The sequence below is a fragment of the Glutamicibacter nicotianae genome (assembly GCF_016907615.1).
Classification (GTDB): Bacteria; Actinomycetota; Actinomycetes; order Actinomycetales; family Micrococcaceae; genus Glutamicibacter; species Glutamicibacter nicotianae.
In genome coordinates this window covers 2,872,713-2,898,482 of sequence record NZ_JAFBCH010000001.1, presented here as the reverse complement: position 1 = coordinate 2,898,482, position 25,770 = coordinate 2,872,713, and the positions used below count along the sequence as shown (strand labels likewise).

Genomic DNA, 25,770 nt, shown 5'->3' with positions numbered 1-25,770 from the left:
CAGAGCTGATTTATGGGCATCTGACATATAGTAAATACTTAGCTTTACGGTATGTACCCTACTGTTTGATACATTCCCGAACCGATAATTGCAGTTCTCGAAACGATTGGAAACTTCATGAGTGATAAGCCAGTTTGGCTCTCTCAGCCTGAACGCGACGCCTGGCTTGGACTACATGCGGTCATGACTTTGCTGCCGGCTGCCCTGGATTCCGATCTGCAGGGACTGGAAGGCATCACGCTTTTCGATTATCACATGCTCGCCATGCTCTCCGAGGCCAAGGACCACCAGTTGACGATGACGACACTGGCCTCGCATACCAGCGCCTCGCTGTCACGGCTGTCGCATGTGGTGAAGAAGCTGGAGAAGCGCGGATGGGTGATCCGCGAGCAGTCTGGGGAAGACGCCCGTGTGAAAATCGCCTCATTAACGCAAGAAGGGTGGGAAGCTGTGCAGCGCATGGCGCCTCATCACGTCGCCTCGGTGCGCGGGCTGCTCTTCGATACCCTCGATGACAAGGATGTTAAGGATCTCACGCGGATCACGCGCAAGATCACGACAGCTCTCGATGCTGATCATTGGATCCTGAACTCAGAGAATTCCGATTTGGAACACTGAGAAATTCTCGATAAGCTAATCAGGCGTTAATCGCGTGTGTTGCTATGCCGTCTGACGGCAGAACGACTGCGCGTTGCCCGTAATACCGAATATCGTGGCCAACTGAGTACGGGGAAATTGCTCGACCGGTTGCGAAGTTCACCGACTTACATACTTTAAGGCTCTTCGGTTGGTTCTCACCCAGCCTGGTTACCTTCCTAGTGTGCAGTATTAACGGTGTTTCACTGGTTGGCGGGACTCATAACGCATCAAGCCGTGTCGATATTTAGGTATGGGCACTGTGCGCGAGTACCGCCGAATTTTACTACTAACTAACTGAGGAGTGATCATGGCAGCTGTTTGCCAGGTAACCGGTACTACTCCGGCCTTCGGACATAGCATCTCCCACTCGCACCGTCGCAACAAGCGCCGTTTCGATCCGAACATCCAGAAGAAGACCTACTACGTGCCTTCGCTGCGCCGTAAGGTGACCCTGACCCTGTCGGTCAAGGGCATCAAGGTAATCGATGCTCGCGGTATCGACGCTGTTATTGCTGACCTGATTGCGAAGGGTGTGAAGCTCTAAACATGGCAAAGAAGGATAAGGACGTACGTCCGATCATCAAGCTGAAGTCCACCGCTGGAACCGGTTTCACTTACGTAACCCGTAAGAACCGCCGTAACAACCCTGACCGCATGGTCATGAAGAAGTACGACCCGGTAGTCCGCAAGCACGTAGAATTCCGAGAGGAGCGCTAAGACATGGCCAAGAAGTCCAAGATCGCAAAGAACGAACAGCGCAAGGTCATTGTCGAGCGTTACGCTGCAAAGCGCCTCGAACTGAAGAAGACCCTGGTTGATCCAAACGCAACCGACGAAGCTCGCGAAGCTGCACGCGTAGGACTGCAGAAGCTTCCACGCAACGCTTCCCCAGTGCGCGTCCGCAACCGCGACGCCATCGACGGTCGCCCACGCGGTACCTTCCAGAAGTTCGGCATCTCCCGTGTTCGCTTCCGCGACATGGCACACCGTGGTGAGCTTCCGGGCATCACCAAGTCTTCCTGGTAAGACCTGCAAGTCTTTTGACTTAGCAAGCCGCCTTCCCGTTTCGGGAGGGCGGCTTCGCCATTTAACGCCGCCACCACCGGCGTTTCGGGGGCGCTTGCTCTTCCTGCTGTGCAGGTTTCTCCGCGCGGCGCTGTTGCCAGCCAAGCACCTCGGCAGTGGAATCGCGCAACGCGGTGATCACCGGAGGTCCGCCCAGCAGCTGGCGCCGGGCCTCAATGATGCGGGCGTTGAAATCCTCGATATGCTCCCGCACCGCACGCTCGGTGGGCAAGCGGTCCAGGGTTTGCTCCATCTGCTCATCCTCAACCCGCAAGGTCAGCGCAGGTGGCCCCAGACCGGTGAGCTGCTCACGGCGCATCATCGACTTCAGCCACCAGTCGGGATCGTCATTGCTGGTGATGTGGTCGATCTTCTGTCCGGCAAGAGCCAGATTGTCGAAGTCGCCGCGGGCGAAGGCCTCATCGAGCACCGAGTTGGCCACCTCCCAGGCCTCGTCTTCGGCATGCAGCTGCAGGGGAGTCTTCTGCTTCTCAACGGGAGCCATCCCGGTGGCCTGCGCATACTCATCCACGGGCAGCGGCTCGCTGTCCTGCTTCATCTTGTACCGGGCCGCATTCAGCGCGGCATCGTTATGCTCCATCTTCCAATGATCCCACCGCGGGCCGGAACCCGGCAATGCGCGTGCAGGCTTTCCGGAGCAATCCACGCAGGAGCTGGGCGAATAAAATCAATCCTCGCGGGTCCGGGCGGATCGCCGAAGATCATGGGCACCACATGCTGCTGCGAGGTAGCTGCGGGGTTTGGCTCAACTGCCATGTCCCACCGGCATTCGACCGCCGGCCCTGTAGTAGCGTGTAACCATGAAGCCAGCGACCACCTATCCGCAACCCGCAGCCGACATCTACGCGAACCGGAAGCGGTGGGCGCCACTGGGCCATGGCAAGACCGTCGTAGTGACCGGCGCGAATAGCGGCCTCGGTTTCTTCGCCAGCCTCGGCCTGGCGCAGGCCGGCGCACAGGTCATTCTTGCCTGCCGCAACCAAAGCCGCGCAGAACATGCGATGGAGCAGATCCGGCGGCGCGTTCCGGAGGCCCGTGTCGAATTCATGCAGTACGACTCCTCACGCATTGAATCTGCCATGGGACTGGCGGCCGAGCTGCGCAATCGGCCACTGGACGCGCTGATCGCCAACGCCGGGATCATCCGGGCGCCGCGGGAACGCCAAGCGGGCCTGCTCGGTTACGAGCTGACCATGAGCACCAACTTCATCGGGCACGCACGATTGGCCGGCGAACTCGCCGACCGCTTCAGCCAGCCGATGCGGTTCATCGGCCTGGGGTCGATGTCCACCCGAATGCTGGCCACCGATCCGAAGAATCTGGCGTTGGCCCGCGATTACCATCCCTACCGCGCCTATGTGCAGTCCAAGGCGGCAGTGCAGGCGTTCACCCTGGCCCTGGACCACCGGCTGCGCCAGCTGGAACTGCCGGCTCGTGCGCTGGCGATCCATCCGGGATATGCGCTCTCCGGGCTGTCCCCGCAGGTGCTCAGCATCAATGAGCCGGACTATGCCAAGCGGCTGATCGGCCAATTGCAGGCTGGTTTCGCGCAGGGCAAACACGAAGGAGCGGTGGCCTTGGTCGAAGCGGCCTTGGCACCTGAATTGGATGCCGCGCCACGAGGCTGCTACCTGGGGCCGAAATTCCTGACGAAGGGCCCAACGGTACTGGCCAGCCCGGCGAAAGCGACCCGCGGCAAAGAGCTGCAAGGCAAAGCCTGGGAGCTGTTCGTGAAGGCAAATGAGGGACTCGATCCATTCGCGCTGTAGGTCCCGGGTGAACTTTCACACCTTCGATTTGGCTAAGAATTCAGCAGAATCCGCATGATGATGCACTTTTTGTCGCCGCCAGCTGGTAAGTTCAACTCTTGATAAGTCCGTGCGACCGCGCGGCGTCCGGGCCCGGAAGAGGGTCTTGGATCACTAGTCCAGGAGGACCATACATTGGCTATGAACCGTAGCGAACTTGTTGCTGCTGTTGCAGCGAAGACCGAAAACTCCCAGATTGCAGTCAACGGTGTTCTGGATGCAGTCTTCGAGGTTTTCGTCGACCAGATTTCCAAGGGTGAGAAGGTGTCGATCCCAGGTTGGTTGGCTGTAGAGCGCACCGATCGTGCAGCTCGTACCGGCCGCAACCCGCAGACCGGTGAAGCAATCCAGATTCCTGCTGGCCACTCGGTCAAGCTGACCGCTGGTTCGAAGCTGAAGGCTGCTGTAGCCAAGAAGTAAGCTTCATGTAGAGCTTTGCGCAAGGCCCGCCATCCGTCCTCGGTTTGGCGGGCCTTGCCGCGTTAAGCAGCGTTGCAATGGCTTTCATTCAGCTCGAAAATGGTGCCGTTGAGCCAAGAAATCTGCAATTAGTTGAAAAAATCCCGGTTTTCCGCCTGTTTTCCGGTGTTTCGGGGCAAAACGTTTGATATGTTCTCACTGATAAGTCCGTGCGACCGCGCGGCGCCCGGGCCCGGAAGAGGGTCTTGGATCACTAGTCCAGGAGGACCATACATTGGCTATGAACCGTAGCGAACTTGTTGCTGCTGTTGCAGCGAAGACCGAAAACTCCCAGGTTGCCGTCAACGGTGTTCTGGATGCAGTCTTCGAGGTTTTCGTCGACCAGATTTCCAAGGGTGAGAAGGTGTCGATCCCAGGTTGGTTGGCTGTAGAGCGCACCGATCGTGCAGCTCGTACCGGCCGCAACCCGCAGACCGGTGAAGCAATCCAGATTCCTGCTGGCCACTCGGTCAAGCTGACCGCTGGTTCGAAGCTGAAGGCTGCTGTAGCCAAGAAGTAAGCTTCCTGTAGAGCTTTGCGCAAGGCCCGACCCGCTCCGGAGAAATCCAGGAGTCGGGGACGGGCCTTTCGCTTTATCTGATGCCATTTGGGCACCGTTTGAGGCATACTTCTACTTCGCGTAGAATCAGCCATGATTGAAGATTTCCACTAAGAATGGCTGCCCACCGTGTCACAGAAACCCGCTGCCCGCGTACTGCGCGGCTGGTTAGCGGCAAGCGTGTGCACCTGGACAGCTTTTGCCGCCCACGCCCACAGCGCGCCCACTGCGCTGTCGGTCGTGGCCATGGTGCTGATTACCTGCGTTTCCGCGGCGATCAGTGTTGTGCTGGTTGGCCGTAAATTCTCCCTGTGGGCAACCAGCCTGGTCGTGCTGCTCAGCCAAGGGCTCTACCACTTGAGCCTGTCGGTGATGAGCCACCCGAGCGGCGATGTTTCCGGCATGGAGCACGTCCATCATGCGGGACGAAATCTGGAGCTGGCGCAGAACATCACCGCGCAGTACGCCAACGTGCATACCGAATCGATGCTCTACGCCCACGTGCTGGCCGCGATCGCCAGCGTTGTGGTGCTCAACGGCGGTGAACGCCTGCTCAAGGTCTTGGGCAGCTGCCTCACACTGTCAACGGCCCGGCGGATCCTCGCGCGCATTCGCGTGCAGGCTCCCGCTGCCCGGCCGCTCCGCGCCTACTTCCCCTTGCGCTTCCAACTCAAGCTGGCGCAACTGGGAAGGCTGCCGGAGCGCCGCGGTCCTCCCTGCTTCATTCTTGCCGCCTGAGAAAAGAATCGAAGCGCCCCGACAGGGGCTTGGAAGGAAAACCATGACCGTAGCAACCAAGAAGATCTCGCGCGTGATCGCCGTATTGGCGTTCTCCCTGCTGGCCTTTGCCGGCTCGATTAGTGCCGCGAACGCCCACGACCAGCTGATCGGCTCCACCCCGAAGGACGGGGCAACCGTCAAGCAGGCCCCGGAAGACATCACCCTGGAATTCTCCGGTGTGCTCCAGAGCTTATCCGACGTGGACTCCACGGTGGTCTCGCTGACCCTTGATGGGGAAAAGATCGACGCCGAAGCGCAGACCAAGGGCACCAAGGTCACCATCACCCCGGCACAGGAACTGGCCAACGGGGAGTACCAGCTGGCCTACCGCGTGGTGTCCTCTGACGGGCACCCGATCGAGAACAAGATCGGCTTCAGCATCGACGCGCCGCAGGCCGAGCCGACCCTGGTCAGCTCCAGCGAGCCAGCCGCTCCAAGCGAAACTGCCGGGTCCGCCGACGAGGAACCAGGCCAGAACCCGGTCCAGGAACTGGGCAGCTCGATGAGCCCGGTGATCTGGGTGATCATCGGCGTGGTCATCCTCGGCGGTGCGCTGGGCGTGCTTGCCAAGTTCATGCGCCAGTCCAAGTAACTCCCGCTCTTCCGGTGCGCCAGAGGCCACCGCTGCCTTTGGCTTGCTGCTGACCGGCTGCGCACAGGGCGCAGGCTCGCCCGCACCGGGCAGCGAGCAGGAAACAGGGCGCAGGCTCGCCCGCACTGGGCAGCGAGCAGGAAACAGCGCGGCAAGCCGACGCCCTGTCCACCAGCGAGACCTGGGCCAAGGCCGCCGAATCCGGCATGAGCGCGGCGTTCGGCATCCTGCACAACACGTCGGCCACCCCGATTGCGCTGCACCAGATCAGCAAGCCTCAGGGCGACGAGATCCAGATCCACGAAATGCGCGGCACCGGCACCGGGATGACGATGGCGCAGCTCGAAGGGGACCTGGTGATCGAACCCGGGAAGGACGCGGTGCTGGCACCGGGCGGAAACCACCTGATGTTCATGGACCTGCAACAGCCGCTGGTGGTCGCCCAGACGGAGAGGCTGACGCTGGAGTTCGCCGACGGGTCGAGCACCGAGGTCGATTTTCCGATCCGCAACTTCGACGGAGCCAAGGAAAGCTACGACGAGCATGCCGGGCATTAGCGTGGATCGCCGGACACTGCTGGGCACCACAGCGGCCGCCGCGCTGGGCGGAATGCTCGCCGGTTTCGGGACCGGCAAGCTCAGCGTCCCAGCGGCCGCCGCCGTGCCTGGCTACCGCCCGTTCTACGGCAAGTACCAGTCGGGGATCATCGATCGCCAGCAAGCCCACGTGGTGTTCGCCGGATGGGATCTGCATTGGCGCGAAGGATCGAAGAAGGGCCAGCTGCGCGCGATGCTGCAGATGATCACCGATGATGCGGCCAGGCTGGCCAGCGGCCGCGGAGTGCTGGCCGACACCGAACCGGAAATGGCGCAGCCCGGATGCGAACTGACGCTCACCGTGGGGCTGAGCCAGAGCCTGCTCGACGTGGCCGGACACGGGCAGGTCGGCACGTTGCCGCATTTCGCCGGCGACCGGCTCGAACAGCAGTACGGGCAGTGCGATTTGCTGATCCAGTTCTGCGCGCAGGATCCCACGGTGCTGCAGCATGCAGTGCGGGCGGTGTCCAAGAACCTGCGCGGCCTGGCCTCCCGCCGCTTCGCCCAAACCGGGTTCGCCAGCCCCGGCGTGCACGGGTTCCGCAACCTGTTCGGCCAGCTGGACGGGATCAGCAACCCCGAGGGGGAGCTGCGCGAGGAAGCGGTGTTCGGCCAGCCGGGCTGGATCGAGAACGGGACCACGCTGGCGCTGCGCAGGTTCGAAATGGACCTGGACGGCTGGGACGAGGTGGACACCGCAGGACGCGACCACGCGCTGGGCCGGCGGCAGGCCGACGGTTCGCCGCTGTCCGGCAGCAGCGTCGATGACCCGGTGGACCTGGCCGCGGCCAATGGGCTGGGGCTTCCGGCAATCGCGGCCAACGCCCACGTGGCTCTGGCCAGGCCGGGCAGCGCCGATGAAGTCATGCACCGGCGGGGCTACAACTTCGCCGGGCAGGCTTCGGGCCTGCTGTTCGCCAGCTACCAGCGCGACCCGGCAACCAGCTTCATCCCGGTGCAGCACCGGCTGGCGGCCGCGGATGCGCTGAACACCTGGCTGAAGCCGGTGGGATCGGGCCTGTATGCGATCCTGCCCGGGGTGGCTGAAGGCGGCTACCTGGGGGAGCAGCTCAAAATGTGAGATGCGCCCAACCCGACCGGCCGCACGGTGACCGGCCGGGCGAACAATGAGATGATGAGAAGGTTATGGATACACAGCGTACAGTTTCAATTGCCCGCTTCATCCTGCCCGGAATCATCGCTGCGGCGGTGGCCTTCCTGGCGGCGGTGTTGTTCACCGGGATTGCCCGGCCGGCGGAATTGGCCGATCCCGGGGCGTTCGTGCGCTGGTCGCTGCCCATCTCCCGGGCCATCCACCACGCCTCGATGTCGCTGAGCATCGCAGCCCTGGTCTTCGCAGCGGCGATCATCCCGCGGGCCGCCAAGGTCACCCGCGATACCGAAGGGGACGCCCATCCGGTGTTCACCCGCACGATGAATATCGCGGCCGGGGCGGCTGTGGTGTGGACCCTGTCCGCGGCCACCGTCATGCTGCTGACCTTCTGGGACCTGGCCGGCATCCCGATGAGCCTGGATCCGCAGTACTCGGCAGCGATCCTGGACTACATCCTGTCGATCACCACCGGACGGGCCTGGGCCTGGATGGTGGTGATCGCGGCGATCACCAGCTCGCTGGCGCTGGCCGTGCGCTCCAAGACCACGGTGGGGCTCAGCGCCCTCTTCTCGCTGCTCGGCATCCTGCCGCTGGCGTTCATCGGCCACGCGGCCGGGGGAGACGACCACTTCGCCGCGGTGAACTCCATCGGCCTGCACCTGCTGGCCGTGGTCCTCTGGTTCGGCGGCATCATGGTGCTGGCCCTGCTCGCCCCGACGCTGGCAGGCGAAGCGCCAGGCCGGGTCCGCGGGCAGGTGCTGGCCGGGGTGGTGCTCAAGCGCTATTCGGCGCTGGCTACCTTCGCGGTATTCCTGATGATCGGCTCCGGGCTGGCTTCCGCGGTCATCCGCATCACCGACTGGGACCAGTGGCTGACCCCGTATGGAACCCTGGTGATCGTGAAGCTGCTGATCACCCTGGCACTGGGCATGCTGGGCCTGTGGCACCGGCGGATGGTGATCCCGAAGCTGCTGGAAGGCAAGTTCACCGCGCTGCGCGCGGCCTGGCAGGTCGTGGCCGCCGAGGTCGTCCTGATGGCCGCAGTGATGTCGGTGGCCACCGTGCTGGCGCGCACCGCCCCGCCGACCTCCGATGCCCCGCCGGCCGAAGCGACCCCGGCACGCCTGCTCACCGGCTATGACCTGCCGCCGGCACCGGACGCGGCCGCCTGGTTCACCACCTGGCGGATGGACTGGATCTGGGTGGCGGTCTGCCTGTTCGGCCTGGCCGTGTACCTTTGGGCGTTCATCAAGCTCGTCCGCCGCGGGGACAAGCCCAGCGTGCTGCGCCTGGCCAGCTGGATCGTCGGCCTGTTCGCGCTGTTCTACGTGACCAGCGGCGCGGTGGCGGTGTACGGCAAGATCCAGTTCTCCACCCATATGGTCGATCACATGTCGCTGACCATGATCGTGCCGATCTTCCTGGTCCTGGGCACGCCGGTCACGCTGCTGCTGCAGGTGCTGCCTTCGCGCGCCGATGGCACCCGCGGCCCGCGCGAATGGATCCTCTACCTGGTGCACTCGCGCTACTCGAGGGTGATCACCCACCCGATCTTCGCTGCCGTGAACTTCGCCGGCTCGATTGTGGTCTTCTACTTCACCCCGTTGCTCGAACCGGCCATGCGCTACCACGCCGGCCACGAGCTGATGAACCTGCACTTCCTGCTCACCGGCTACCTGTTCGCCCTGTCGCTGGTGGACGCCGACCCGGTTCCCAAGCGCTACCCGTACCCGATGCGCCTGGTGGTGCTGCTGGCCACCGTCGCCTTCCACGCCTTCTTCGGCGTCGCGCTGATGAGCACCGAAACCCTGCTGGCCCCCGACTACTTCGGGAACATGGGCCGCACCTGGGGCGGCACCGCGCTGGAGGACCAGGTGGTGGGCGCCGGGGCGATGTGGGCGATCGGCGAGGTGCCGACGCTGGTGCTGGCGATTTTCGTGGTCATCTCCTGGCTGCGCCAAGACAAGAAGGACACCAAGCGCTACGACCGCCAGGCCGAGCGCGACAACGATGCCGAGCTGGCTGCCTACAACGAAATGTTCGCCCGCTACAAGCAGGCCGACCGAAGGGACCCCCGTGCCTAGCACCAAGAAGATCCTCGCCTCCTCGCTGCTGGCCTGCGCGCTGCTCGCGGCCACCGCCTGCTCCGCGGAGCAGGAGATGCCGCAGGACGAGACCCACAAGATCGCCGTGCAGGGCACCGCGACACCCAGCGCCTCCGAGAAAGCTGAAGAGCCTGCGGAAATGACCACCGCGCAGGTGGCCACCACCGCCGGGGCAGTGATGGCCGCCGAGCTCGGCTTCCCCGCCAGCGCGAAGATCCAGGGCAAGGACCTCGAATCCCTGGCCACGCCGCCCACCGACACGCTCAAGGACATCGTGGTGCTGCCGGCCCAGTGCTCGGCCCCGATCGAGGATTTGAACTGGTCGCCGGTGCAGCTGGGCACCGAGGCGGCGCGCACCGACTTCACCAACGAGAACCAGTCGATCACCGGTTCGGTGGAGGTCGCCAAGCTCGGCGACCAGGCGGCGAAGTTGGCGGCGCACAACAAGAACGTGGCCACCATCCTGGACGAATGCAAAACCGTGAAGCTCAACGGCCTGGATTACCGCGAGACCCTGAAGTTCTCGGATCCCGGCGTGCCGGAAGCCGATTCGGCCCTGTACTACAGCCGCGACGGGCAGTATGCGCAGGATTCGCTGGTGCTGATCAAGAGCACCGATCAGTACGCGGTGATGGTTTCCTTCATGTCCGCGACCTCGCTGCAGGATGCCACTTTCAACAAGGTGGCCACCAGCATCATGGACACAGTGCTCGCGCAGCTGCCCTAGCGGGAATACCCGGCCCGGGCCGGTGGTTGCACCAGCAAGAACTTCACACTTTTCTCAATGTTGCTTAACACCGTTCGCCCGTTCGGGCGGCGGTGGCAGATAATTGAGGTTCGAATTGCCGCAGCCGCGGTGACAGCGAAAGGACCACCATGAGCACTTCCGAATCCGTCCGCGCCAATTACAAGGTGCGCGCCAGCGAGCTGCTGGGCCGGAACTGGCTGAATACCGGCGGCAAGCAGCTGGATCTGGATGCCTTGCGCGGCAAGATCGTGATCCTGGACTTCTGGACCTTTTGCTGCATCAACTGCCTGCACGTGCTCGACGAGCTGCGCCCGCTGGAGGCGAAATACTCGGATGTGCTGGTCACCGTCGGCGTGCATTCGCCGAAGTTCGAGCACGAAGCCGATCCGGACGCGCTGGCCGCAGCCGTGGAACGCTATGAGATCCACCACCCGGTGCTCGATGACCCGGAGCTGGTCACCTGGCAGGCCTATGGGGCGCGTGCTTGGCCAACCCTGGTGGTGCTGGATCCCGAGGGCTACATCGTTGCCCACCTTTCCGGCGAGGGCCACGCCCAGGGCCTGGGCTCGCTGATCGAGGAACTGGTGGCTGAGCACGAAGCCAAGGGCACGCTGCACCGCGGCAACGGGCCGTACGTGGCTCCCGAGGCCCGCGAAGGCGACCTGCGCTTCCCGGGCAAGGCCATCGCCCTGGCCAATGGCAACTTCCTGGTGGGCGACTCGGGCCACCACCGGCTCGTCGAGCTGGCGGGCGACCTGACCGTCGTGCGCACCATCGGCTCCGGGGTGAAGGGCTACGCCGATGGCGATGCGCAGACCGCCCAGTTCAATGAGTTGCAGGGGCTGGCCGCGCTGCCGGCCGAGCTGGCCGCGGAACTCGGCTATGACGTTGTGGTCGCCGACACCGTCAACCACCGCCTGCGTTCGGTCAACCTCGCCACCGGGCAGGTGGGCACCCTGGCCGGCAACGGCGTGCAGCGCCTGCTGGACTCGGAGAACGCCCGCCAGGAAGTCCAGCCCACCGAGCTGGGCACCGACGCGCTGAACATTTCGCTGTCCTCCCCATGGGATGTGCTCTACCACCCTTCGGGCAAGATCATCATCGCAATGGCCGGCACCCACCAGATCTTCGCCTTCGACCCGCGCACGTCCGCTGTGTCGGTCTTCGCCGGCACCGGCCTGGAAGGGCTGGCCGACGGGGCACCGGACCAGGCTTGGTTCGCCCAGTCCTCGGGCCTGGCCCTGGATGGCGAGAACGTGTGGATCGCCGACTCGGAAACCAGCGCCCTGCGCTGGATCGAGGTCGAGGACGGCCAGGCCCAGTCGGTGCACACCGCGGTGGGCACCGGGCTGTTCGACTTCGGCTTCCGCGACGGCGACGCCGAGGCGGCGCGCCTGCAACACCCGCTGGGCGTTGCGGTGCTGCCTGACCACTCGATCGCGATCGCCGACTCGTACAACGGGGCGGTGCGCCGCTTCGACCCGGCCACCAAGACCGTTTCCACCCTGGCCAAGGGGCTGAAGGAGCCGGCCGACGTGCTGGTGGACGCCACCGTGGACGGCGACCCGGTGCTGCTGGTCGTGGAGACCAACACCCACCAGCTGGTGCGCATCCCGATTCCTGCCGAGGCCCTGGTGGTGGACGAAGGCGCCAGCCAGACCCAGCGCCCCAAGACCCGTGTGCAGGCCGGAAAGCACGAGATCCTCGTGCGCTTCGCCGCGCCGAAGGGCCAGAAGCTCGATGACCGCTGGGGCGATCCGACCCAGCTGAAGATTTCGGCCAGCCCAGAGGAGCTGCTCCTCGATGGGGCCGGCACCTCGGTGGGCCTGACCCGCACCCTGGAGCTGAACCCAGAGGTGGCCGACGGCGTGCTGCACATTACCGCCCGTGCGGCGGCCTGCGACGGCGAGCCGGGCGGCGAGATCCCCGATCACGCGGCCTGCCACCTGTACCAGCAGGACTGGGGGATCCCGGTGGTGCTGGACGCGGACGGCGAGAACGAGCTGCTGCTGGATTTGCGTGGCGTGAACTAGAAAAAGGCGCACCCGAGGGTGCGCCTTTTTGCATGCCCGGCGAAAGGTGGCATCACAGCGATAATCTGAGGAAACCTCAGCATATTCCGGCCCAAGTCGCTAGACTGGAGGGCGGGAGGAGCCGGAGGGATCCGGCGATATGTATGGCGTCGAAAATGTTCCGTGCACTGGAAATACCAAATTACCGGTTGTGGGTGATCGGCGCGCTGGTCTCCAATATCGGAACCTGGATGCAGCGCGTGGCCCAGGACTGGCTGGTGCTCACCGAGCTCACGGACCACGATGCGGTGGCCACCGGCATCACCACAGGCCTGCAATTCCTGCCGGTGCTGCTGCTGGGCCCCTATGCCGGACTGATCGCCGACCGCTTCAACAAGCGCCGGCTGCTGATCTTCACCCAAAGCTTCATGGGATCCTGCGCCCTGATCCTCGGCCTGCTGGTAGTCACCGGCACCGCGCAGCTCTGGCACGTCTACGTGCTGGCCACCCTGCTGGGCATCGGGTCCTCCTTCGATGCGCCGGCACGCCAGGCATTCGTCTCCGAAGTGGTCCCCGGCTCCCATCTGGCCAACGCGGTGGCGTTGAACAGCGCGAACTTCAACCTGGCCCGGCTGGCCGGTCCAGGCGTGGCCGGCGCGGTCATCGCCCTGGTCGGTACCGGTCCGGCCTTCCTGCTCAATGGCGCTTCCTTCCTTGCGGTGATCTCCTCGCTGGTGTTCATGCGCAAGGACGCGCTGAACCCCTCCAAGCCGGTAGAGCGGGCCAAGGGGCAGGTGCGCGAAGGCATCGCCTATGTGAAGAATCGCAAGGACCTGCTGCTGATCTTCTTCCTGGCCGGGGTAATCGGCACCTTCGGGCTGAACTTCCAGATGACCAACGCGCTGATGGCCACCGAGGTTTATGGGGTGGGAGCCGGGGAGTACGGGATCCTGGGCTCCATCATGGCAGTGGGCACCTTCGGCGGCGCGCTGCTGGCGGCACGGCGTTCGGCTCCGCGTTGGCGCTACTTGATCGGCGGCGGCGTGTGCTTCGGCATCGCCGGGGTCGCCAGCGCATGGATGCCCAACTACATCGCGTTCGCCCTGGTGCTGATCCCGGTGGGACTGGGGTCGCTGACCTTCCTGAACAGCTGCAACACCATGGTGCAGACCTCGGTGCCGCCGCAGTACCGGGCGCGCGTGCTGGCACTGTACCTGATGGTGGTGATGGGTGGAACGCCCATTGGCTCGCCGCTGATCGGCTGGTTCGCCGAACTGTTCGGGATCCAGATCGCCGTGACCATCGGGTCCGGGCTGTCGCTGGCCGCCAGCCTGGCGGCGCTGCTGGTCTGGCAGAAGTTCAAGACCAACGCGGTGCCGCTGCGCAGCCAGTTCCGCGAACTGCTCGGGCGCTAGCGGGCCACCTGTTCGCCGCCGGCCACCGGGACCACCGACACTTCGGTGGTGCTGGTTGTCAGCTGGGCAGTGAAGGAGTAGTCCTCCTTGACGGTCTTCTTGGCCTTGGCACCGGTGCGCAGATCCTGCTCGGTCAACGTCAAGGTGGCGGTGGTCTTCAGCGGGGAGAGTACCCAGGCGCCGTTGTAGTAGTTCACTTCAATGGTCGGGTACTTCGAAATGGACCAGTCGATGGTTGCCGGGTCCACGCGCGCGGAGGTGTTGTAGGCGAACGGGCAGCCCGAGGGCATCAGAACCTGCTCCTCGGCGCAGTCGTTGAGGTACTTCTTCACCTTGGTGTTGATGGCTGCGATGAATTCCTTGGTCGGCTCCGTCTTCAACGCGATCTCCACCGGTTCCGCGGCAGGCCTTGTGACCACTATGCCGCGGGTGTCGGCCGCGAAATTCTTGGTGCTGAAGCTCGCGTCGAGGATCGCAGGGTAGAACACCGGCAGGGTGCTCACGCCGGCGGACAGCGGGATCTTCTGCTCGTTGACCGTGACCTCGTTGACGGTGTTGGCCTTGATCCTCACGCTGGGCAGCGTGCTCGGCTCGAAGGCCCACTTGTCGAACAGCAGCCAGGATTTGCCGGCGTGGCGCAGCGTGTAGGTGGAATCCTTATCCACGCCGTGGGCCTTGTAATGCGCGGTGACGGTGCGCAGCTGCTCATCGCCGTCGACCGGCTGGGCCTTGTCCGTGGTGAATTCCGTAATCCCGGCCTGGGTGCGCTTGAGCACATCCCCGTCCAGGGCCACCGCGTCGCCCTCCGGGACCTGGGCCTGCATCAGGCCCAAGGCCTCGGCGCCTTCGCCTTTGGCCAAATGCTGCTGCAGCGCCTTCACCTGATGCTGCGGGGAGAAGAGCGTGCGGTTGGCGGCGATCGATCCGGCAATGACCAGAACGATGACTGCCACTGCGGCCAAGGCCCAGCGAAGGGCCAGGCGGGCAGCGGAGATCGGCATGGAATTACGAGTGTTCATCAGTAGCTAGGCTATCTGGTTTCCGGGCGCAGTGAGTAAACGGCGTGCTGGAATGGCGGGTAATACTACCGGCGGCGGCGCTTGCGGTTGCCGAAGAAGCCGCGGATCAGCTCCCGGCCAATCACCTTCGCGGCATCCATGGCCATGTCCATCATCGGGTTCTCCTCCTGCCGTGGCCGGCTCTGGCGTGGGGCGCTTTCCCTGCGCGGTTCCGGCGCCGCCTCGGGAACAGCTTGCACCGGCTGCGCGGCCCGTGCTTCGAGCATTTCACGGGCGGAATCGCGATCCACCGCGGCGGAATACTCCGCAGCCAGCGTCGAGCTGCCGCGGACCTGCGCCATCCGCTCCGGGGAGGCTGGCCCTATGGTGGATCCCGGCGAGGACATCTTGGTCCAGGCGACCGGGGTCGGCGCACCCTTCTCGCCCAGCACGGTGACCACCGCTTCGCCGACACCAGCCTGGGTCAGCGCCTCCTGCAGGTCCAGCTCGCCGGAGGGGAAGGTCTTGATGATCTGCTTCAGCGCGCTCTGGTCCTTGGCCGTGAACACGCGCACCGCATGCTGGATGCGGTTGCCCAGCTGGCCGAGCACCTCATCGGGCAGGTCGGTCGGGGACTGGGTGATGAAGAACAAGCCGACGCCCTTGGATCGGATCAGCCGCACGGTGCTGATGATCGCGTCGGTGAACGCCTTGGTCGCATCCTTGAAGAGCAGATGGGCTTCGTCGAGGAAGAACACCAGCTTGGGTTTGTCCAGGTCGCCGGCTTCTGGCAGGTCTTCGAACAGGTCGGCCAGCAGCCACATGAGGAAGGTGGAGAAAAGCATGGGCTGGGAGCTGACCGAGGGCAGTTCCAGGATGCTGATGACCCCAGCGCCGTCGCGCACCTGCAGGAAGTCGGCGGTATCGAACTCGGGCTGGCCGAAGAACTGGTCCAGGCCCTGGGTCTGCATGATGGTGATGCCGCGCTGGATCACCGACGCGGTGGACGAGGAAACCCCGCCGAGGCCCGCCAGCGCCTGGGCGCCGTCGTCGCTGAGCAGGAAGCTGATGACCGCCTTCAGGTCGCTGAGGTCATCGAGCGGAAGCTTGTTGGAGTCGGCGTAGTGGAAGATCAGCTGCAGGCATTCTTCCTGGGTCTCGTTCAGTTCCAGGACGCGGGCCAGCAGGATCGGTCCGAAAGCGTCTACGCTGGCGCGTACCGGAACGCCCTCGCCCTTGCCGCCGAGGCTGAGGAATTCGACCGGGTTGGTGCGGGCGGTGAATTCGTGGCCCAATTCGGCCAGCCGGGCAGTGAGCTTGTCCGACGGTTCGGCAGGCTGCGCGAGACCGGTCAGATCGCCCTTGACGTCGGCGAGGAATACCGGAACGCCGGCCACTGAGAGCTGTTCTGCCATGGTCTGCAGGGTGACGGTCTTGCCGGTGCCCGTGGCGCCGGCGATCAGGCCGTGGCGGTTGAGCATCTTCAATGGCAGGCGGACCTGCGCAGTCGGCTCCGGCTTGCCGTCGATCAGTGCGGCCCCGAGCTCCAGGCATGCGGATTCGAAGGCATATCCTTCAACGAGGCTGGTCAGCAGGGTATTCGATTCCTGTGTCATGGTTTCACTCTATTGCTTTTAGAACGGGTGCAAAAGACGCTGGACGAAACTTTGAGTCCGCGGGTTCCTCGGCGTGCCGAGCACCTGTGCGGCTGGGCCGGTCTCCACGACCACCCCGCCATCCATGAACACCACGGTGTCGGCCACATCCCGGGCGAACGCCAGCTCGTGGGTCACCAGCACCATGGACCAGCCTTCCTGGGCCAATTCCTTGATGACAGTGAGCACTTCGCCGACCAGCTCCGGATCCAGCGCGCTGGTGGGCTCGTCGAAGAGCAGCAAATCAGGCTGCTGCATCAGCGCGCGCACGATTCCTACGCGCTGCTGCTGTCCGCCGGACAGTGAATTCGGGTAGTCATCGGCCTTGGCTTCCAGGCCCACGCGGGCCAGCAGCTTCTTCGCCTCGGCCAGCACCTGGTCCCTGGGACGCTTCTGCACCTCGATCGGACCGATGCTCACGTTCTGCAGGACCGTCAGATGCGGGAACAGGTGGTGCCCCTGGAACACCATCGCAGAGCGATTGCGCAGGATCTGCGCGGACTTGGGCTTCATCCCGGCGCTGAAGGACACTTCCGGGCCGCCGGCGAATCCGACGGAACCGGCATCTGCGATTTCCAGGCCGTTCAGGCAACGCAGGGCGGTGGTCTTACCGGAGCCTGACGGGCCGATCAGGGCCAGCACCTCGCCGGAATGCACGGTGAAGTCGATGCCCTTGAGCACCTGGTTCGCCCCGAACGCCTTGTGCAGGCCGGTGACCGCCAGCAGGGGGGAATTACTTGGCGACATACTTTTCAAGCCTTCCTTCAACAGAGTTTTGCAGGGCCGAAAGCACCAGGCAGATCACCCAGTAGATGGCCGCTGCTTCGCAATAGAGCAGCAGGAACTCATAGGTGGAAGCCGTGATCTCCTGGGCCTTGCGGAACATTTCGGTGACCAGGATGGTGGAGGCCAGCGAGGTGTCCTTGACCAGCGAGATGAACGAGTTCGACAGCGGTGGCACGGCCACCCGGGTTGCCTGCGGCAGGATCAGCCGGTAAAGGGTGCGCGTGCGCGACATGCCAAGGGTATAGCCGGCTTCCCATTGGCCCCGGGGGACCGAGAGGATTGCCGCACGGATGATCTCAGCGGCGTAGCCGCCGATATTCAGGCTGAAGGCGATGATGGCGCTGGGCCACGGGTCGATGACCAGGCCCACCGAGGGCATGCCGTAGAAGATGACGAACAGCTGCACCAGCAGCGGTGTGCCGCGGATGATGGAGATGTAGATCCGGGCGATCGAGGAGACCACCGGGTTCTTGCTGATCCGCATCAGCGCCATCAGCAAGGCGATGACCAGGCCCAGGGCCATGCTGATCAGGGCCAGCGGAATGGTTGCGGTGATCGCACCGAGGGCCAACGGCCCGAGCGAGTCGAGGAATAATTGCCATTTCGGATCCATGGGCTACCTTTTGCGCAAATGAGACTGGCTCCACGCGTTCTCACGTGTGGAGCCAGTCTACTGATAGTGCTTGCTACTTGCTGACGTCTTCGCCGAAGTACTTCTCGGAGATCTTCGTCAGTTCCCCGTCGGCGCGCAGCTCGTCCAGGGCAGTGTCGATGGCCTTGGCCAGTTCGGTGGAATCCTTGCGCAGGGCGACAGCGGATTCGCTCTTCTGATCGGATTCAGCGGCGATCTTGATGCTGTCATCCGGGTTGGCCTTCTGCGCGTCCAGGAAGGTCAGTTTGTCGTTAACGGTGGCATCGACACGGCCCTGCTTGAGCAGGGTGATCGACTGGGCCCAGCCTTCAACCGGTTCGACATTCGCACCGGCATCCTTGGCGGTCTCGTAGAAGTTGCTGGTCAGCGACTGCGCGGTGGTCTTGCCCTTGAGCGTGTCGAAGGACGTAATGTCGGTATTGTCGCTCTTGGTCACCACCACGCCGGTGGAAACGGTGTAGGGCTGGGTGAACAGGTACTTCTCTTCGCGTTCCGGGTTGATCGAGACCTGGTTGGCGATGACGTCGAAACGGCCGGCATCCAGGCCGGCGAAGATCGCGTCCCACTGGGTCTCTTGGAACTTGACTTCGACGCCCATCTTCTCGCCGACGGCTTCGATCACCTCGACGTCGTAGCCGGTCAGCTCGCTGCCCTCATGGTATGAGAAGGGACGGTAGGTGCCTTCGGTGCCCACGGTCAGCACTCCGGAATCCTTGACCTTCTTCAAAGTGTCGCCGGTTTCAGCAGAGGCGCCACCCGATGCGCTGGGGGAGGCCGGCGAGCCGGAGGACCCGCAGGCGCTCAATGACAGGGCGACGATTGTGGCGGCAGCCAGCAGGGGTGCAGTGCGCTTCATGATGACCTCACTAGGGGAGCGGATAAAACCAGTAGTCCATACAACACTCTAGTGATGATCGATTATTCCTGCGGTGCGAAGTTACCTCAGATTCCGAGGATGATCGCCAACAGCATCATCAGGGGGATCGCGCAGATGGTGGTGACCAGCACCGTGTCTTTCGCAACGACCACCCCGTGGTCGTAGCGCATGGCCGTCACGAAAATGTTCTGCGCGGTCGGCAGGCCGGCCATGATGACCGAGGCCACCAGCAGCTCTCCACGCAATCCGAACACCCAGTAGGCCAGCACCCAGGCCAGGAACGGGTGCAGGAGCAGCTTGGCTGCCGCGGCGATCAGCACGTCGGCGCGGCGGCCGCATTTCTTTTCCAGCGGCTTAGAGCCCACCAGCGAAATGCCGAAAGCCATGAGCATGGCGGGAATCGAGGCGCCGGCAATCAGATCGATGGGTTCCAGCACCATCGAAGGCAGCTCGACGCCGGTCAGCGCCACGACCAGACCGAGCAGCGAACCGATGATCATCGGGTTCTTCGCGGTAGCCAGCAGCAAGGCGATTCGGGTGGTGCGGTGCCGAGAGGTGTTGGCATCCAGCATCGCCAGATTGACCGGCTGGTAGAGGGCCAGCTGGAAGAGTATGATCGGGGCCGCATAGGACATGTCGCCGAGCACGTACAACGCGATGGGCAGCCCCAGGTTCGCGGAGTTCACCGTGGAGGCGGACATCGCGGCGATGATGCTCTCCGATGCCGGCCGCTTCAGCGTCCGCACCGTCGCCAGGTAGTAGATCGCCGCGGTCAAGGCCGCGGACAGCGCAGCCACCCAGAGCAGCGGCCCGAGCACGGAGACCGGATCGGACTCGGCCAGGGTGGTGAACAGAAGGGCCGGGCTGGCCACGAAGAAGGTGACCCGGCTGAGAACGTGGCGGCCCTGGTCGCCGAGGACCCCGGTGCGGCCCACCAGATAGCCGACGAGAATGACGACCCAGATGATGGAGAAGCCTTCGAGGACTCCGGTCATCGTGCTCCTTCGCTGGCTGCAGGGACAGAAACGCCGGAGCACCATTGGTGCCCCGGCGTTCGCTTGAGCGGGCGACGGGAATCGAACCCGCGTATCGAGCTTGGGAAGCTAGCGCTCTACCATTGAGCTACGCCCGCAGTGCTCCGAGCGGCCTATTGACGGCCCGGGCATCAAAAGCATATCCCACGAATCTTGCGCACCGGCAAACGGCACGGGAAATCGTGGCAAAAGTTACGAAATGCTATTCCGGACGCTTCTGGTTGAGCAGCTGTTCGCGCAAAATCGCCACCCCATCAGCAGGGACTTCGAAGCTGAGCTCGTCGCCTGGGTTCACCACGAAGCCGGTGTTCTCCAATGCGCGCACCACGGTGGCGCCCTGGACCTTCACGCCGTAGGGTGCCATGTCGATGTACGAGGAAGGGATGCGCTCCAGGGTGGTGAAGACCGCTACCACCGCTTCGCCCGAAGGGTTGGTGAGCATCATCGGCTGGGCGTTCTTGTTCTCGCCGGTGACCTCTTCGCGGGAGAGGAAGTACACCTCTGCACTCATGAAAGCGCCGATGACCGAACCGGAGAGCTCGGGTTTGTTAAGCCCGGCCTGAAGCATCATCTCGAAGTGCGTTTTGGGCTGAGCCCGCTGCTTGTCCATCGGGGTTTCAATGACCGCATCTGGGCCCTGGGCAGGCTTTTGGTTCTCGTGCGCTTCGGAGGCGTTCTCGTTGCTCATGCATTACAGCATGTCGCGATAAACCCTCAGGTGCAAACGGCGAATGCGGTTAATTCGGGGTAAAGGCATAAAATGGCAGGTGAGCACCCACGATTGAATCAAGGACTGAGCATGCCTGAATTCCGTTATGAGGATCTTCTGCCCATTGGCGAAGACACCACCAAATACCGCAAGATTTCCTCCGAAGGCGTCGAGGTTGTCGCCGGCCCGGACGGGAAGAACTTCCTGAAGGTCGCACCGGAAGCCTTGGAGCAGTTAGCCGAGACCGCGCTGCACGACATCTCGCACTACCTGCGCCCGGCCCACCTGCAGCAGCTGCGCAACATCCTCGACGATGAGGAAGCCAGCCCGAACGACAAGTTCGTGGCCTTGGACCTGCTGAAGAACGCGAACATCGCCGCCGGCGGCATCCTGCCGATGTGCCAGGACACCGGCACCGCGATCGTCATGGGCAAGCGCGGCCAGCGTGTGCTCACCGAAGAGCAGGACGAGATCTCGCTCTCGCGCGGCATCTACAACGCCTACACCCGGCTGAACCTGCGCTACTCGCAGCTGGCTCCGATCACCACCTGGGAAGAGAAGGCCACCGGCAACAACCTCCCGGCGCAGATCGACCTGTACGCGAACACCAAGGACGGCGCTGACACCAGCTACAAGTTCCTGTTCATGGCCAAGGGCGGAGGATCGGCCAACAAGTCTTTCCTCTACCAGGAGACCAAGGCGATCCTCAACGAGAACTCGATGCTGAAGTTCCTCGACGAGAAGCTGCGCTCGCTGGGCACCGCCGCGTGCCCTCCGTACCACCTGTCCATCGTCATCGGTGGCACTAGCGCCGAGATGGCGTTGAAGACCGCGAAGTACGGTTCGGCCAAGTACCTGGACTCGCTGCCTACCGAGGGCGCGATGACCGGCCGCGGCTTCCGCGATACCGAGCTGGAAGACAAGGTGCTGGAGCTGACCCGCCACTTCGGCATCGGCGCCCAGTTCGGAGGCAAGTACTTCTGCCACGACGTGCGCGTGGTGCGCCTGCCGCGCCACGGCGCTTCGATGCCGGTGGCCATCGCAGTATCCTGCTCGGCCGACCGCCAGATGCTGGCCAAGATCACCGAGGAAGGCCTATTCGTCGAGCAGCTGGAAACCGATCCGGCCCGCTTCATGCCGGACGAATCCCACCCGGCTATTGCGGCCCACGACCACGAGACCGATGGTGTCACCGGCACCGGCGGTTCTTCAGTGGTGAAGATCGACCTGAACAAGCCGATGAACCAGATCCTGGCGGAGCTGACCAAGTACCCGGTCAAGACCCGCCTGTCGCTGACCGGCCCGCTGGTTGTGGCCCGCGACATCGCGCACGCCAAGATCAAGGAGCGCCTGGACGCCGGCGAAGAGATGCCGCAGTATCTCAAGGACCACCCGGTGTACTACGCAGGTCCTGCCAAGACCCCTGAGGGCATGCCGTCGGGTTCCTTCGGCCCGACCACCGCAGGCCGCATGGACTCCTATGTCGACCAGTTCCAGGCTGCCGGCGGCTCGATGGTCATGCTGGCTAAGGGCAACCGCTCCAAGCAGGTCACCGATGCCTGCAACACCCACGGCGGCTTCTACCTGGGCTCCATCGGCGGCCCGGCCGCGCGCCTGGCCCAGGATTGCATCAAGAAGGTCGAGGTGCTCGAATACGAGGAGCTGGGTATGGAAGCGATCTGGAAGATCGAGGTCGAGGACTTCCCGGCCTTCATCGTCGTCGATGACAAGGGCGAGGACTTCTTTGCCGAGACGCTGAAGCCGACCTTCACCGGCATCCCAGTGCGCGCGAAGTAGGACTTCAAGCTGCTAGGAGCCGCCAGCAAAAAGCTGGTGGCTCCTTTTCCAGTTCCGGCTGCTTTGTCCCGTCGCCGGGAACCAGGTCCGTGCTTGGCAGCGAATCCTGCCTCGGGGTGGCTACTGCGTGAAGCCGAAGCCCCAGTCGCGGTACGGCGGAAGGAAACGCAGGACCAGCAAGTCCTCGTCCACGACAACACCTTCGCCAGCCTTCTGGGATTCTTCCTTCGGCTTTTCGTCCTTGGCCTTTGCCGGTTCCTTCTCGATGGCAACCTCGGCTTCGCGTTGCTTGGCGCTCTCCATCGAGTCGGCGAGCATCTGGTGGTACTCCTCGAAGGTTTCTGCGCCGGAGGCCAGCATTGCTTCGGCGTGCTCGGTTCCGATGTAGCGCACATGCCACGGCTCGTACTTGTAGCCGGTGATCTCTTCCTTGCCCTGCGGATAGCGGATGATCAGGCCGTACTCCACTGCATGCTCGGCGATCCACAAACCGGCCGGAGTCTGGCCGAACTCTGCCTTCAATTCGGCATGGCTGTTGGTGTAGCCCAGATCTGCGGCCAAACCGAGCTGGTGCTCGCTGGTCCCGGGGCGTGCAGAAATGCGCTCGGCATAGGTAGTGCCGTATTTGGCTTGGTACTGGTTGAACAGCACCGCCTGGCGCTCGTAGGAACGGTAGGCGCTGAGCAGCTTGATCGAGTGGCCAGCGGCGCGTGCGTCGGCAATGAGCGCTTCGACCGCCTTGGCTGCCTCAGGTCGCAGGGTCATCGAGCTGCCGGCAACACTCACCAGCTTGCCTGGAACGTAGTCTTCTGGCGAAAGCTTCGTGCTGGGGTTGATCAGGGCCAAGGGGCTCGATGCCTTCGTCAGCTGCGAGCTCTCCACCGCAGGCAGATCCTCAGCCGGCGCAGCGAATGCGGCGGTGCCGGAGAGCAGCAGTGCCGAGGCGAGAACGGTGCCAGTCAGCGCGGAGGCTAGACGCATCTTGAATAAACCCTTGTGTTGCGGAGCGATGATGGGAAACCCAACTTAACGATAGCTGGAAACACTGGGTATTTGGTGAGAAATCCGCCACCAGCGGGTGAACAGGAAGCGCCCGCGGGAATCGACTCACCGTACATATTTGGCCCAATAGTTCGGCTGCCGGGGAAAGTCAGGATAAATTTATATCCGTGTTGTATTCAGATGGTGATATTCGTCGAGAAATAGCGTCAGGTGAGATCGGGCTGGAGCCCTTCGAGCCGGCGATGGTCCAGCCCGCGTCCGTGGATGTTCGACTTGACCGGTTCTTCCGGCTTTTCGACAACCACAAGTATGCGCACATCGACCCTTCTGTGGAGCAAGACGAGCTCACCCGCCTGGTCGAGGTCGACCCCGATGAGCCATTCATCCTGCACCCGGGCGAATTCGTGCTCGGCTCGACCTATGAAGTGGTGACCTTGGGCCACGGCGTGGCGGCCCGTCTGGAGGGCAAGAGCTCCCTGGGACGGCTCGGACTGCTAACCCACTCCACCGCAGGCTTCATCGATCCGGGCTTCTCCGGCCACGTCACCTTGGAACTGTCCAACATGGCAACCCTGCCCATCAAGCTGTGGCCCGGTTCGAAGATCGGCCAGCTGTGCTTCTTCAAGCTGACCTCGGACACCGAGCACCCTTATGGTTCCGGCCCTTACGGCAACCGCTACCAAGGCCAGCGCGGCCCAACGGCTTCGCGCAGCCACCTGAACTTCCATCGAACCAGCATCGAGAACTAGCGACAGCACGCCTGGTCATCTCGCAAACGGCGCTGGCTCCCAACGATTGTTGGGAGCCAGCGCCGTTTGCACTCGGGTTCGCTCAGGTGGCCTTCTTCGGCGCGCGGATCGGCAGGAGCAGCAGCAGGCCGAGAGCCAAGACCACCAGGATGCCCAGGATGCCGTAGCGCTGAGCTTCACCGGATGCCACCAGCGGGGTGGCGATGGCGATGGCCCCGGCGAACAGCGCAGGTGCCAAGAAGGACACGGCGCGGCCGGTCGTTGCATACAAGCCGAAGAGTTCCCCTTCGCGCCCTTCGGGAATCAAGCGCGAGAGATAGGAACGTGAAGCTGCTTGTGCCGGTCCGACGAACAGGCACAGCAGCAGGCCGAAGATCCAGAAGCCTGTGGCTTCGGGCGAGAAGAAGACGCCGGCGCCGGCCACCAGCAGGCCGATGAGCGAACCGACAATGACAGCCTTCGGTCCCGCCCAGTCATCGACTCGGCCGCCAAGCACGGCACCCAGGGCGGCAACCACGTTGCCGACGATCGCGAAGATGATCACTTCGGTCAATTCGAAACCGAAGGTGCCGGCGGCAATGACCCCGCCGAAGGTGAAGATCGCTGCCAGCCCGTCGCGGAAGACGGCCGACGAGCACAAGAAGAACAGCAGGTTGCGGTCGCTGCGCCACAGTTCCTTGATGTTGTTGAACAGCACCTTGTAGGTCTGAACCAACGGGATCTTCTTCGACGTGCTCGGCGGTGCTTCAGGGATCACGAAGAACAGCGGCAGCGCGAAGAGCAGGCACCATGCGGCCGAGAATATTGCCACCCAGCGCAGGTTCAGGGATTCATCGGTATTGGCACCCGGCCATTCCACAATGGGTTGCACGAACAGGAAGAGCACCAAGGCGAGGGCAAGGATGCCGCCGACATAGCCCATGCCCCAGCCGAAGCCGGAGACCTTGCCGACCGTTGCCTTGGTGGAAATCTGGTTCAGCACCGCGTTGTAGTTCACGCCGGCGAATTCGCCGACGACAGACATGCCCGCGATGAGAATAGCGCCGAACCAGAGGTAGGAAGGGTCGGGGTAGACGAAGAAGCAGACCGCGCAGATCACCACTAGAATCAGCGTGTTGACCACGATCCACAGCTTGCGCCGTCCGGCAACATCGGCCCGGAGCCCGGTGACTGGCACCAGCAGGGCGATGGCCAAACCGCCGATGGCCAGTGCCTGCGAGAGCACCAATGAAGCATGATCGGTATCGCCAAAAAGCTCGCTGGTCAGATAGACGGTGAAGACGAAGGTAATCATTACCGCGTTGATCGCCGCTTGGCCCCAGTCCCAGCTGGCCCAGGCCCATGTGTACCTATTAAGCCACTTTTCGCGAATCGCTGACGGTTCGACCTGATTGATTCTCATGCTCGCATCGTACCGGCAACTGGTAATCAGGAAATGAATAGGAACGAATTTTTAGAGAAAATCGAGCGATTCAGAAAATCAGCTGATTGCGGAAAACGCGGGGAACATTCCTTAAACGACACATTCCTGCAATGGCAGGCAGCTGCTGGCTGATAAAATTACAGATGCAGACGCTTTTTGCGGCGTTCTGGATACT

At 63.3% G+C, this 25,770-nt stretch carries 27 protein-coding genes and 1 tRNA gene; 17 read left to right on the top strand and 11 right to left on the bottom strand.

Features of this window, described 5'->3' with window-relative positions:
- The first annotated feature begins 117 nt into the window (after window positions 1-117).
- The 4 genes from JOE62_RS13820 to rpsN all read left to right on the top strand — a co-directional run bounded on the left by JOE62_RS13820 (window position 118) and on the right by rpsN (window position 1,665).
- Window positions 118-618, top strand: a complete 501-nt coding sequence (locus tag JOE62_RS13820) for a MarR family winged helix-turn-helix transcriptional regulator (RefSeq protein WP_204722781.1) — start codon at window positions 118-120, stop codon at window positions 616-618.
- Between the two features lie 328 nt (window positions 619-946).
- Window positions 947-1,183, top strand: coding sequence for a 50S ribosomal protein L28 (gene rpmB, locus JOE62_RS13815; RefSeq protein WP_013349911.1), 237 nt, complete (start codon window positions 947-949; stop codon window positions 1,181-1,183).
- 2 nt (window positions 1,184-1,185) lie between these two features.
- A complete protein-coding gene (rpmG, locus tag JOE62_RS13810; RefSeq protein WP_013349910.1) occupies window positions 1,186-1,356 on the top strand; it encodes a 50S ribosomal protein L33 in 171 nt (56 codons plus the stop codon).
- A 3-nt stretch (window positions 1,357-1,359) separates the two neighbouring features.
- Complete coding sequence (gene rpsN, locus JOE62_RS13805) at window positions 1,360-1,665, top strand: 30S ribosomal protein S14 (RefSeq protein ID WP_038990287.1); 306 nt, start codon at window positions 1,360-1,362, stop codon at window positions 1,663-1,665.
- 61 nt (window positions 1,666-1,726) lie between these two features.
- Here rpsN and JOE62_RS13800 read toward each other — a convergent pair whose 3' ends face one another.
- Window positions 1,727-2,305 (bottom strand): DnaJ family domain-containing protein, encoded by a 579-nt coding sequence (locus tag JOE62_RS13800; protein ID WP_204722780.1) that lies wholly within the window; start codon window positions 2,303-2,305, stop codon window positions 1,727-1,729.
- Window positions 2,306-2,525: 220 nt separating this feature from the next.
- Here JOE62_RS13800 and JOE62_RS13795 point away from each other — a divergent pair, with 220 nt between their 5' ends.
- From JOE62_RS13795 to JOE62_RS13745, 11 genes are all read left to right on the top strand, one after another.
- Window positions 2,526-3,494 carry an SDR family NAD(P)-dependent oxidoreductase gene (locus tag JOE62_RS13795; RefSeq protein ID WP_204722779.1) on the top strand — a complete coding sequence of 323 codons (969 nt, stop codon included), beginning with the start codon at window positions 2,526-2,528 and terminating at the stop codon, window positions 3,492-3,494.
- Window positions 3,495-3,668: 174 nt separating this feature from the next.
- Window positions 3,669-3,953 (top strand): HU family DNA-binding protein, encoded by a 285-nt coding sequence (locus tag JOE62_RS13790; protein ID WP_204722778.1) that lies wholly within the window; start codon window positions 3,669-3,671, stop codon window positions 3,951-3,953.
- A gap of 274 nt (window positions 3,954-4,227) precedes the next feature.
- Window positions 4,228-4,512: an HU family DNA-binding protein gene (locus JOE62_RS13785; protein ID WP_013349906.1), complete on the top strand. Its 285-nt coding sequence runs from the start codon at window positions 4,228-4,230 to the stop codon at window positions 4,510-4,512.
- 168 nt (window positions 4,513-4,680) lie between these two features.
- Window positions 4,681-5,289: a hypothetical protein gene (locus tag JOE62_RS13780; RefSeq protein ID WP_204722777.1), complete on the top strand. Its 609-nt coding sequence runs from the start codon at window positions 4,681-4,683 to the stop codon at window positions 5,287-5,289.
- 43 nt (window positions 5,290-5,332) lie between these two features.
- Entirely contained in the window at window positions 5,333-5,923 is a 591-nt protein-coding gene (locus JOE62_RS13775; RefSeq protein WP_204722776.1) for a copper resistance CopC family protein, read from the top strand.
- A 125-nt stretch (window positions 5,924-6,048) separates the two neighbouring features.
- Window positions 6,049-6,480, top strand: coding sequence for a copper chaperone PCu(A)C (locus tag JOE62_RS13770; RefSeq protein WP_338085827.1), 432 nt, complete (start codon window positions 6,049-6,051; stop codon window positions 6,478-6,480).
- Window positions 6,467-7,600, top strand: a complete 1,134-nt coding sequence (locus JOE62_RS13765) for a Dyp-type peroxidase (protein ID WP_204722774.1) — start codon at window positions 6,467-6,469, stop codon at window positions 7,598-7,600. Before JOE62_RS13770 ends, JOE62_RS13765 begins: the two co-directional genes overlap by 14 nt.
- Window positions 7,601-7,665: 65 nt before the next feature.
- Window positions 7,666-9,717 carry a bifunctional copper resistance protein CopD/cytochrome c oxidase assembly protein gene (locus tag JOE62_RS13760; protein ID WP_204722773.1) on the top strand — a complete coding sequence of 684 codons (2,052 nt, stop codon included), beginning with the start codon at window positions 7,666-7,668 and terminating at the stop codon, window positions 9,715-9,717.
- Window positions 9,710-10,465, top strand: a complete 756-nt coding sequence (locus JOE62_RS13755) for a hypothetical protein (RefSeq protein ID WP_204722772.1) — start codon at window positions 9,710-9,712, stop codon at window positions 10,463-10,465. The genes JOE62_RS13760 and JOE62_RS13755 overlap by 8 nt, the downstream gene beginning before the upstream one ends.
- Window positions 10,466-10,614: 149 nt before the next feature.
- Complete coding sequence (locus tag JOE62_RS13750) at window positions 10,615-12,519, top strand: NHL domain-containing thioredoxin family protein (RefSeq protein ID WP_204722771.1); 1,905 nt, start codon at window positions 10,615-10,617, stop codon at window positions 12,517-12,519.
- A gap of 155 nt (window positions 12,520-12,674) precedes the next feature.
- A complete protein-coding gene (locus JOE62_RS13745) occupies window positions 12,675-13,913 on the top strand; it encodes an MFS transporter (protein ID WP_204722770.1) in 1,239 nt (412 codons plus the stop codon).
- Here JOE62_RS13745 and JOE62_RS13740 read toward each other — a convergent pair.
- The 8 genes from JOE62_RS13740 to JOE62_RS13705 form a co-directional block, all read right to left on the bottom strand.
- Window positions 13,910-14,932 carry a zinc ribbon domain-containing protein gene (locus JOE62_RS13740; protein ID WP_204722769.1) on the bottom strand — a complete coding sequence of 341 codons (1,023 nt, stop codon included), beginning with the start codon at window positions 14,930-14,932 and terminating at the stop codon, window positions 13,910-13,912. The two genes, JOE62_RS13745 and JOE62_RS13740, sit on opposite strands and share 4 nt — an antisense overlap.
- A gap of 65 nt (window positions 14,933-14,997) precedes the next feature.
- A complete protein-coding gene (locus tag JOE62_RS13735; protein WP_204722768.1) occupies window positions 14,998-16,527 on the bottom strand; it encodes a helicase HerA-like domain-containing protein in 1,530 nt (509 codons plus the stop codon).
- Between the two features lie 18 nt (window positions 16,528-16,545).
- Window positions 16,546-17,313 carry an amino acid ABC transporter ATP-binding protein gene (locus tag JOE62_RS13730; RefSeq protein WP_128471241.1) on the bottom strand — a complete coding sequence of 256 codons (768 nt, stop codon included), beginning with the start codon at window positions 17,311-17,313 and terminating at the stop codon, window positions 16,546-16,548.
- A complete protein-coding gene (locus JOE62_RS13725) occupies window positions 17,300-17,965 on the bottom strand; it encodes an ABC transporter permease subunit (protein WP_128471242.1) in 666 nt (221 codons plus the stop codon). Before JOE62_RS13725 ends, JOE62_RS13730 begins: the two co-directional genes overlap by 14 nt.
- A 73-nt stretch (window positions 17,966-18,038) precedes the next feature.
- Window positions 18,039-18,860: an amino acid ABC transporter substrate-binding protein gene (locus JOE62_RS13720; protein ID WP_204722767.1), complete on the bottom strand. Its 822-nt coding sequence runs from the start codon at window positions 18,858-18,860 to the stop codon at window positions 18,039-18,041.
- Between the two features lie 86 nt (window positions 18,861-18,946).
- A complete protein-coding gene (locus JOE62_RS13715) occupies window positions 18,947-19,876 on the bottom strand; it encodes an AEC family transporter (RefSeq protein ID WP_204722766.1) in 930 nt (309 codons plus the stop codon).
- A 66-nt stretch (window positions 19,877-19,942) separates the two neighbouring features.
- Window positions 19,943-20,013 (bottom strand) — tRNA-Gly (locus JOE62_RS13710).
- Between the two features lie 104 nt (window positions 20,014-20,117).
- The gene (locus tag JOE62_RS13705; protein WP_128471245.1) at window positions 20,118-20,603 is read right to left on the bottom strand and encodes an SseB family protein; all 486 of its coding nucleotides are present in this window, start codon (window positions 20,601-20,603) and stop codon (window positions 20,118-20,120) included.
- 111 nt (window positions 20,604-20,714) lie between these two features.
- Between JOE62_RS13705 and JOE62_RS13700 the strand changes: the two genes are divergently transcribed.
- Window positions 20,715-22,421: a fumarate hydratase gene (locus tag JOE62_RS13700; protein WP_204722765.1), complete on the top strand. Its 1,707-nt coding sequence runs from the start codon at window positions 20,715-20,717 to the stop codon at window positions 22,419-22,421.
- Between the two features lie 120 nt (window positions 22,422-22,541).
- On the opposite strand, the gene JOE62_RS13695 is transcribed toward JOE62_RS13700, so the two are convergent.
- Entirely contained in the window at window positions 22,542-23,402 is an 861-nt protein-coding gene (locus JOE62_RS13695) for a M15 family metallopeptidase (protein ID WP_204722764.1), read from the bottom strand.
- A 188-nt stretch (window positions 23,403-23,590) separates the two neighbouring features.
- Between JOE62_RS13695 and dcd the strand changes: the two genes are divergently transcribed.
- On the top strand, window positions 23,591-24,172 hold the full coding sequence (dcd, locus tag JOE62_RS13690) for a dCTP deaminase (RefSeq protein ID WP_038991749.1): 582 nt from the start codon (window positions 23,591-23,593) through the stop codon (window positions 24,170-24,172).
- An 82-nt stretch (window positions 24,173-24,254) separates the two neighbouring features.
- On the opposite strand, the gene JOE62_RS13685 is transcribed toward dcd, so the two are convergent.
- On the bottom strand, window positions 24,255-25,574 hold the full coding sequence (locus JOE62_RS13685; RefSeq protein ID WP_204722763.1) for an MFS transporter: 1,320 nt from the start codon (window positions 25,572-25,574) through the stop codon (window positions 24,255-24,257).
- Between the last annotated feature and the right edge of the window lie 196 nt (window positions 25,575-25,770).

Excerpts from the sequence above, each read along its gene's own strand:
- JOE62_RS13800 (WP_204722780.1), bottom strand. The coding sequence starts at position 2,305 with ATGGAGCATAACGATGCCGCGCTGAATGCGGCCCGGTACAAGATGAAG.
- JOE62_RS13730 (WP_128471241.1), bottom strand. The coding sequence starts at position 17,313 with ATGTCGCCAAGTAATTCCCCCCTGCTGGCGGTCACCGGCCTGCACAAG.
- JOE62_RS13750 (WP_204722771.1), top strand. The coding sequence starts at position 10,615 with ATGAGCACTTCCGAATCCGTCCGCGCCAATTACAAGGTGCGCGCCAGC.
- JOE62_RS13725 (WP_128471242.1), bottom strand. The coding sequence starts at position 17,965 with ATGGATCCGAAATGGCAATTATTCCTCGACTCGCTCGGGCCGTTGGCC.
- JOE62_RS13765 (WP_204722774.1), top strand. The coding sequence starts at position 6,467 with ATGCCGGGCATTAGCGTGGATCGCCGGACACTGCTGGGCACCACAGCG.
- JOE62_RS13745 (WP_204722770.1), top strand. The coding sequence starts at position 12,675 with ATGTTCCGTGCACTGGAAATACCAAATTACCGGTTGTGGGTGATCGGC.
- JOE62_RS13695 (WP_204722764.1), bottom strand. The coding sequence starts at position 23,402 with ATGCGTCTAGCCTCCGCGCTGACTGGCACCGTTCTCGCCTCGGCACTG.
- JOE62_RS13795 (WP_204722779.1), top strand. The coding sequence starts at position 2,526 with ATGAAGCCAGCGACCACCTATCCGCAACCCGCAGCCGACATCTACGCG.
- JOE62_RS13720 (WP_204722767.1), bottom strand. The coding sequence starts at position 18,860 with ATGAAGCGCACTGCACCCCTGCTGGCTGCCGCCACAATCGTCGCCCTG.
- JOE62_RS13705 (WP_128471245.1), bottom strand. The coding sequence starts at position 20,603 with ATGAGCAACGAGAACGCCTCCGAAGCGCACGAGAACCAAAAGCCTGCC.
- rpmG (WP_013349910.1), top strand. The coding sequence starts at position 1,186 with ATGGCAAAGAAGGATAAGGACGTACGTCCGATCATCAAGCTGAAGTCC.
- JOE62_RS13820 (WP_204722781.1), top strand. The coding sequence starts at position 118 with ATGAGTGATAAGCCAGTTTGGCTCTCTCAGCCTGAACGCGACGCCTGG.
- rpmB (WP_013349911.1), top strand. The coding sequence starts at position 947 with ATGGCAGCTGTTTGCCAGGTAACCGGTACTACTCCGGCCTTCGGACAT.
- JOE62_RS13700 (WP_204722765.1), top strand. The coding sequence starts at position 20,715 with ATGCCTGAATTCCGTTATGAGGATCTTCTGCCCATTGGCGAAGACACC.
- JOE62_RS13715 (WP_204722766.1), bottom strand. The coding sequence starts at position 19,876 with ATGACCGGAGTCCTCGAAGGCTTCTCCATCATCTGGGTCGTCATTCTC.
- JOE62_RS13775 (WP_204722776.1), top strand. The coding sequence starts at position 5,333 with ATGACCGTAGCAACCAAGAAGATCTCGCGCGTGATCGCCGTATTGGCG.
- JOE62_RS13685 (WP_204722763.1), bottom strand. The coding sequence starts at position 25,574 with ATGAGAATCAATCAGGTCGAACCGTCAGCGATTCGCGAAAAGTGGCTT.
- JOE62_RS13760 (WP_204722773.1), top strand. The coding sequence starts at position 7,666 with ATGGATACACAGCGTACAGTTTCAATTGCCCGCTTCATCCTGCCCGGA.
- JOE62_RS13735 (WP_204722768.1), bottom strand. The coding sequence starts at position 16,527 with ATGACACAGGAATCGAATACCCTGCTGACCAGCCTCGTTGAAGGATAT.
- JOE62_RS13740 (WP_204722769.1), bottom strand. The coding sequence starts at position 14,932 with ATGAACACTCGTAATTCCATGCCGATCTCCGCTGCCCGCCTGGCCCTT.
- rpsN (WP_038990287.1), top strand. The coding sequence starts at position 1,360 with ATGGCCAAGAAGTCCAAGATCGCAAAGAACGAACAGCGCAAGGTCATT.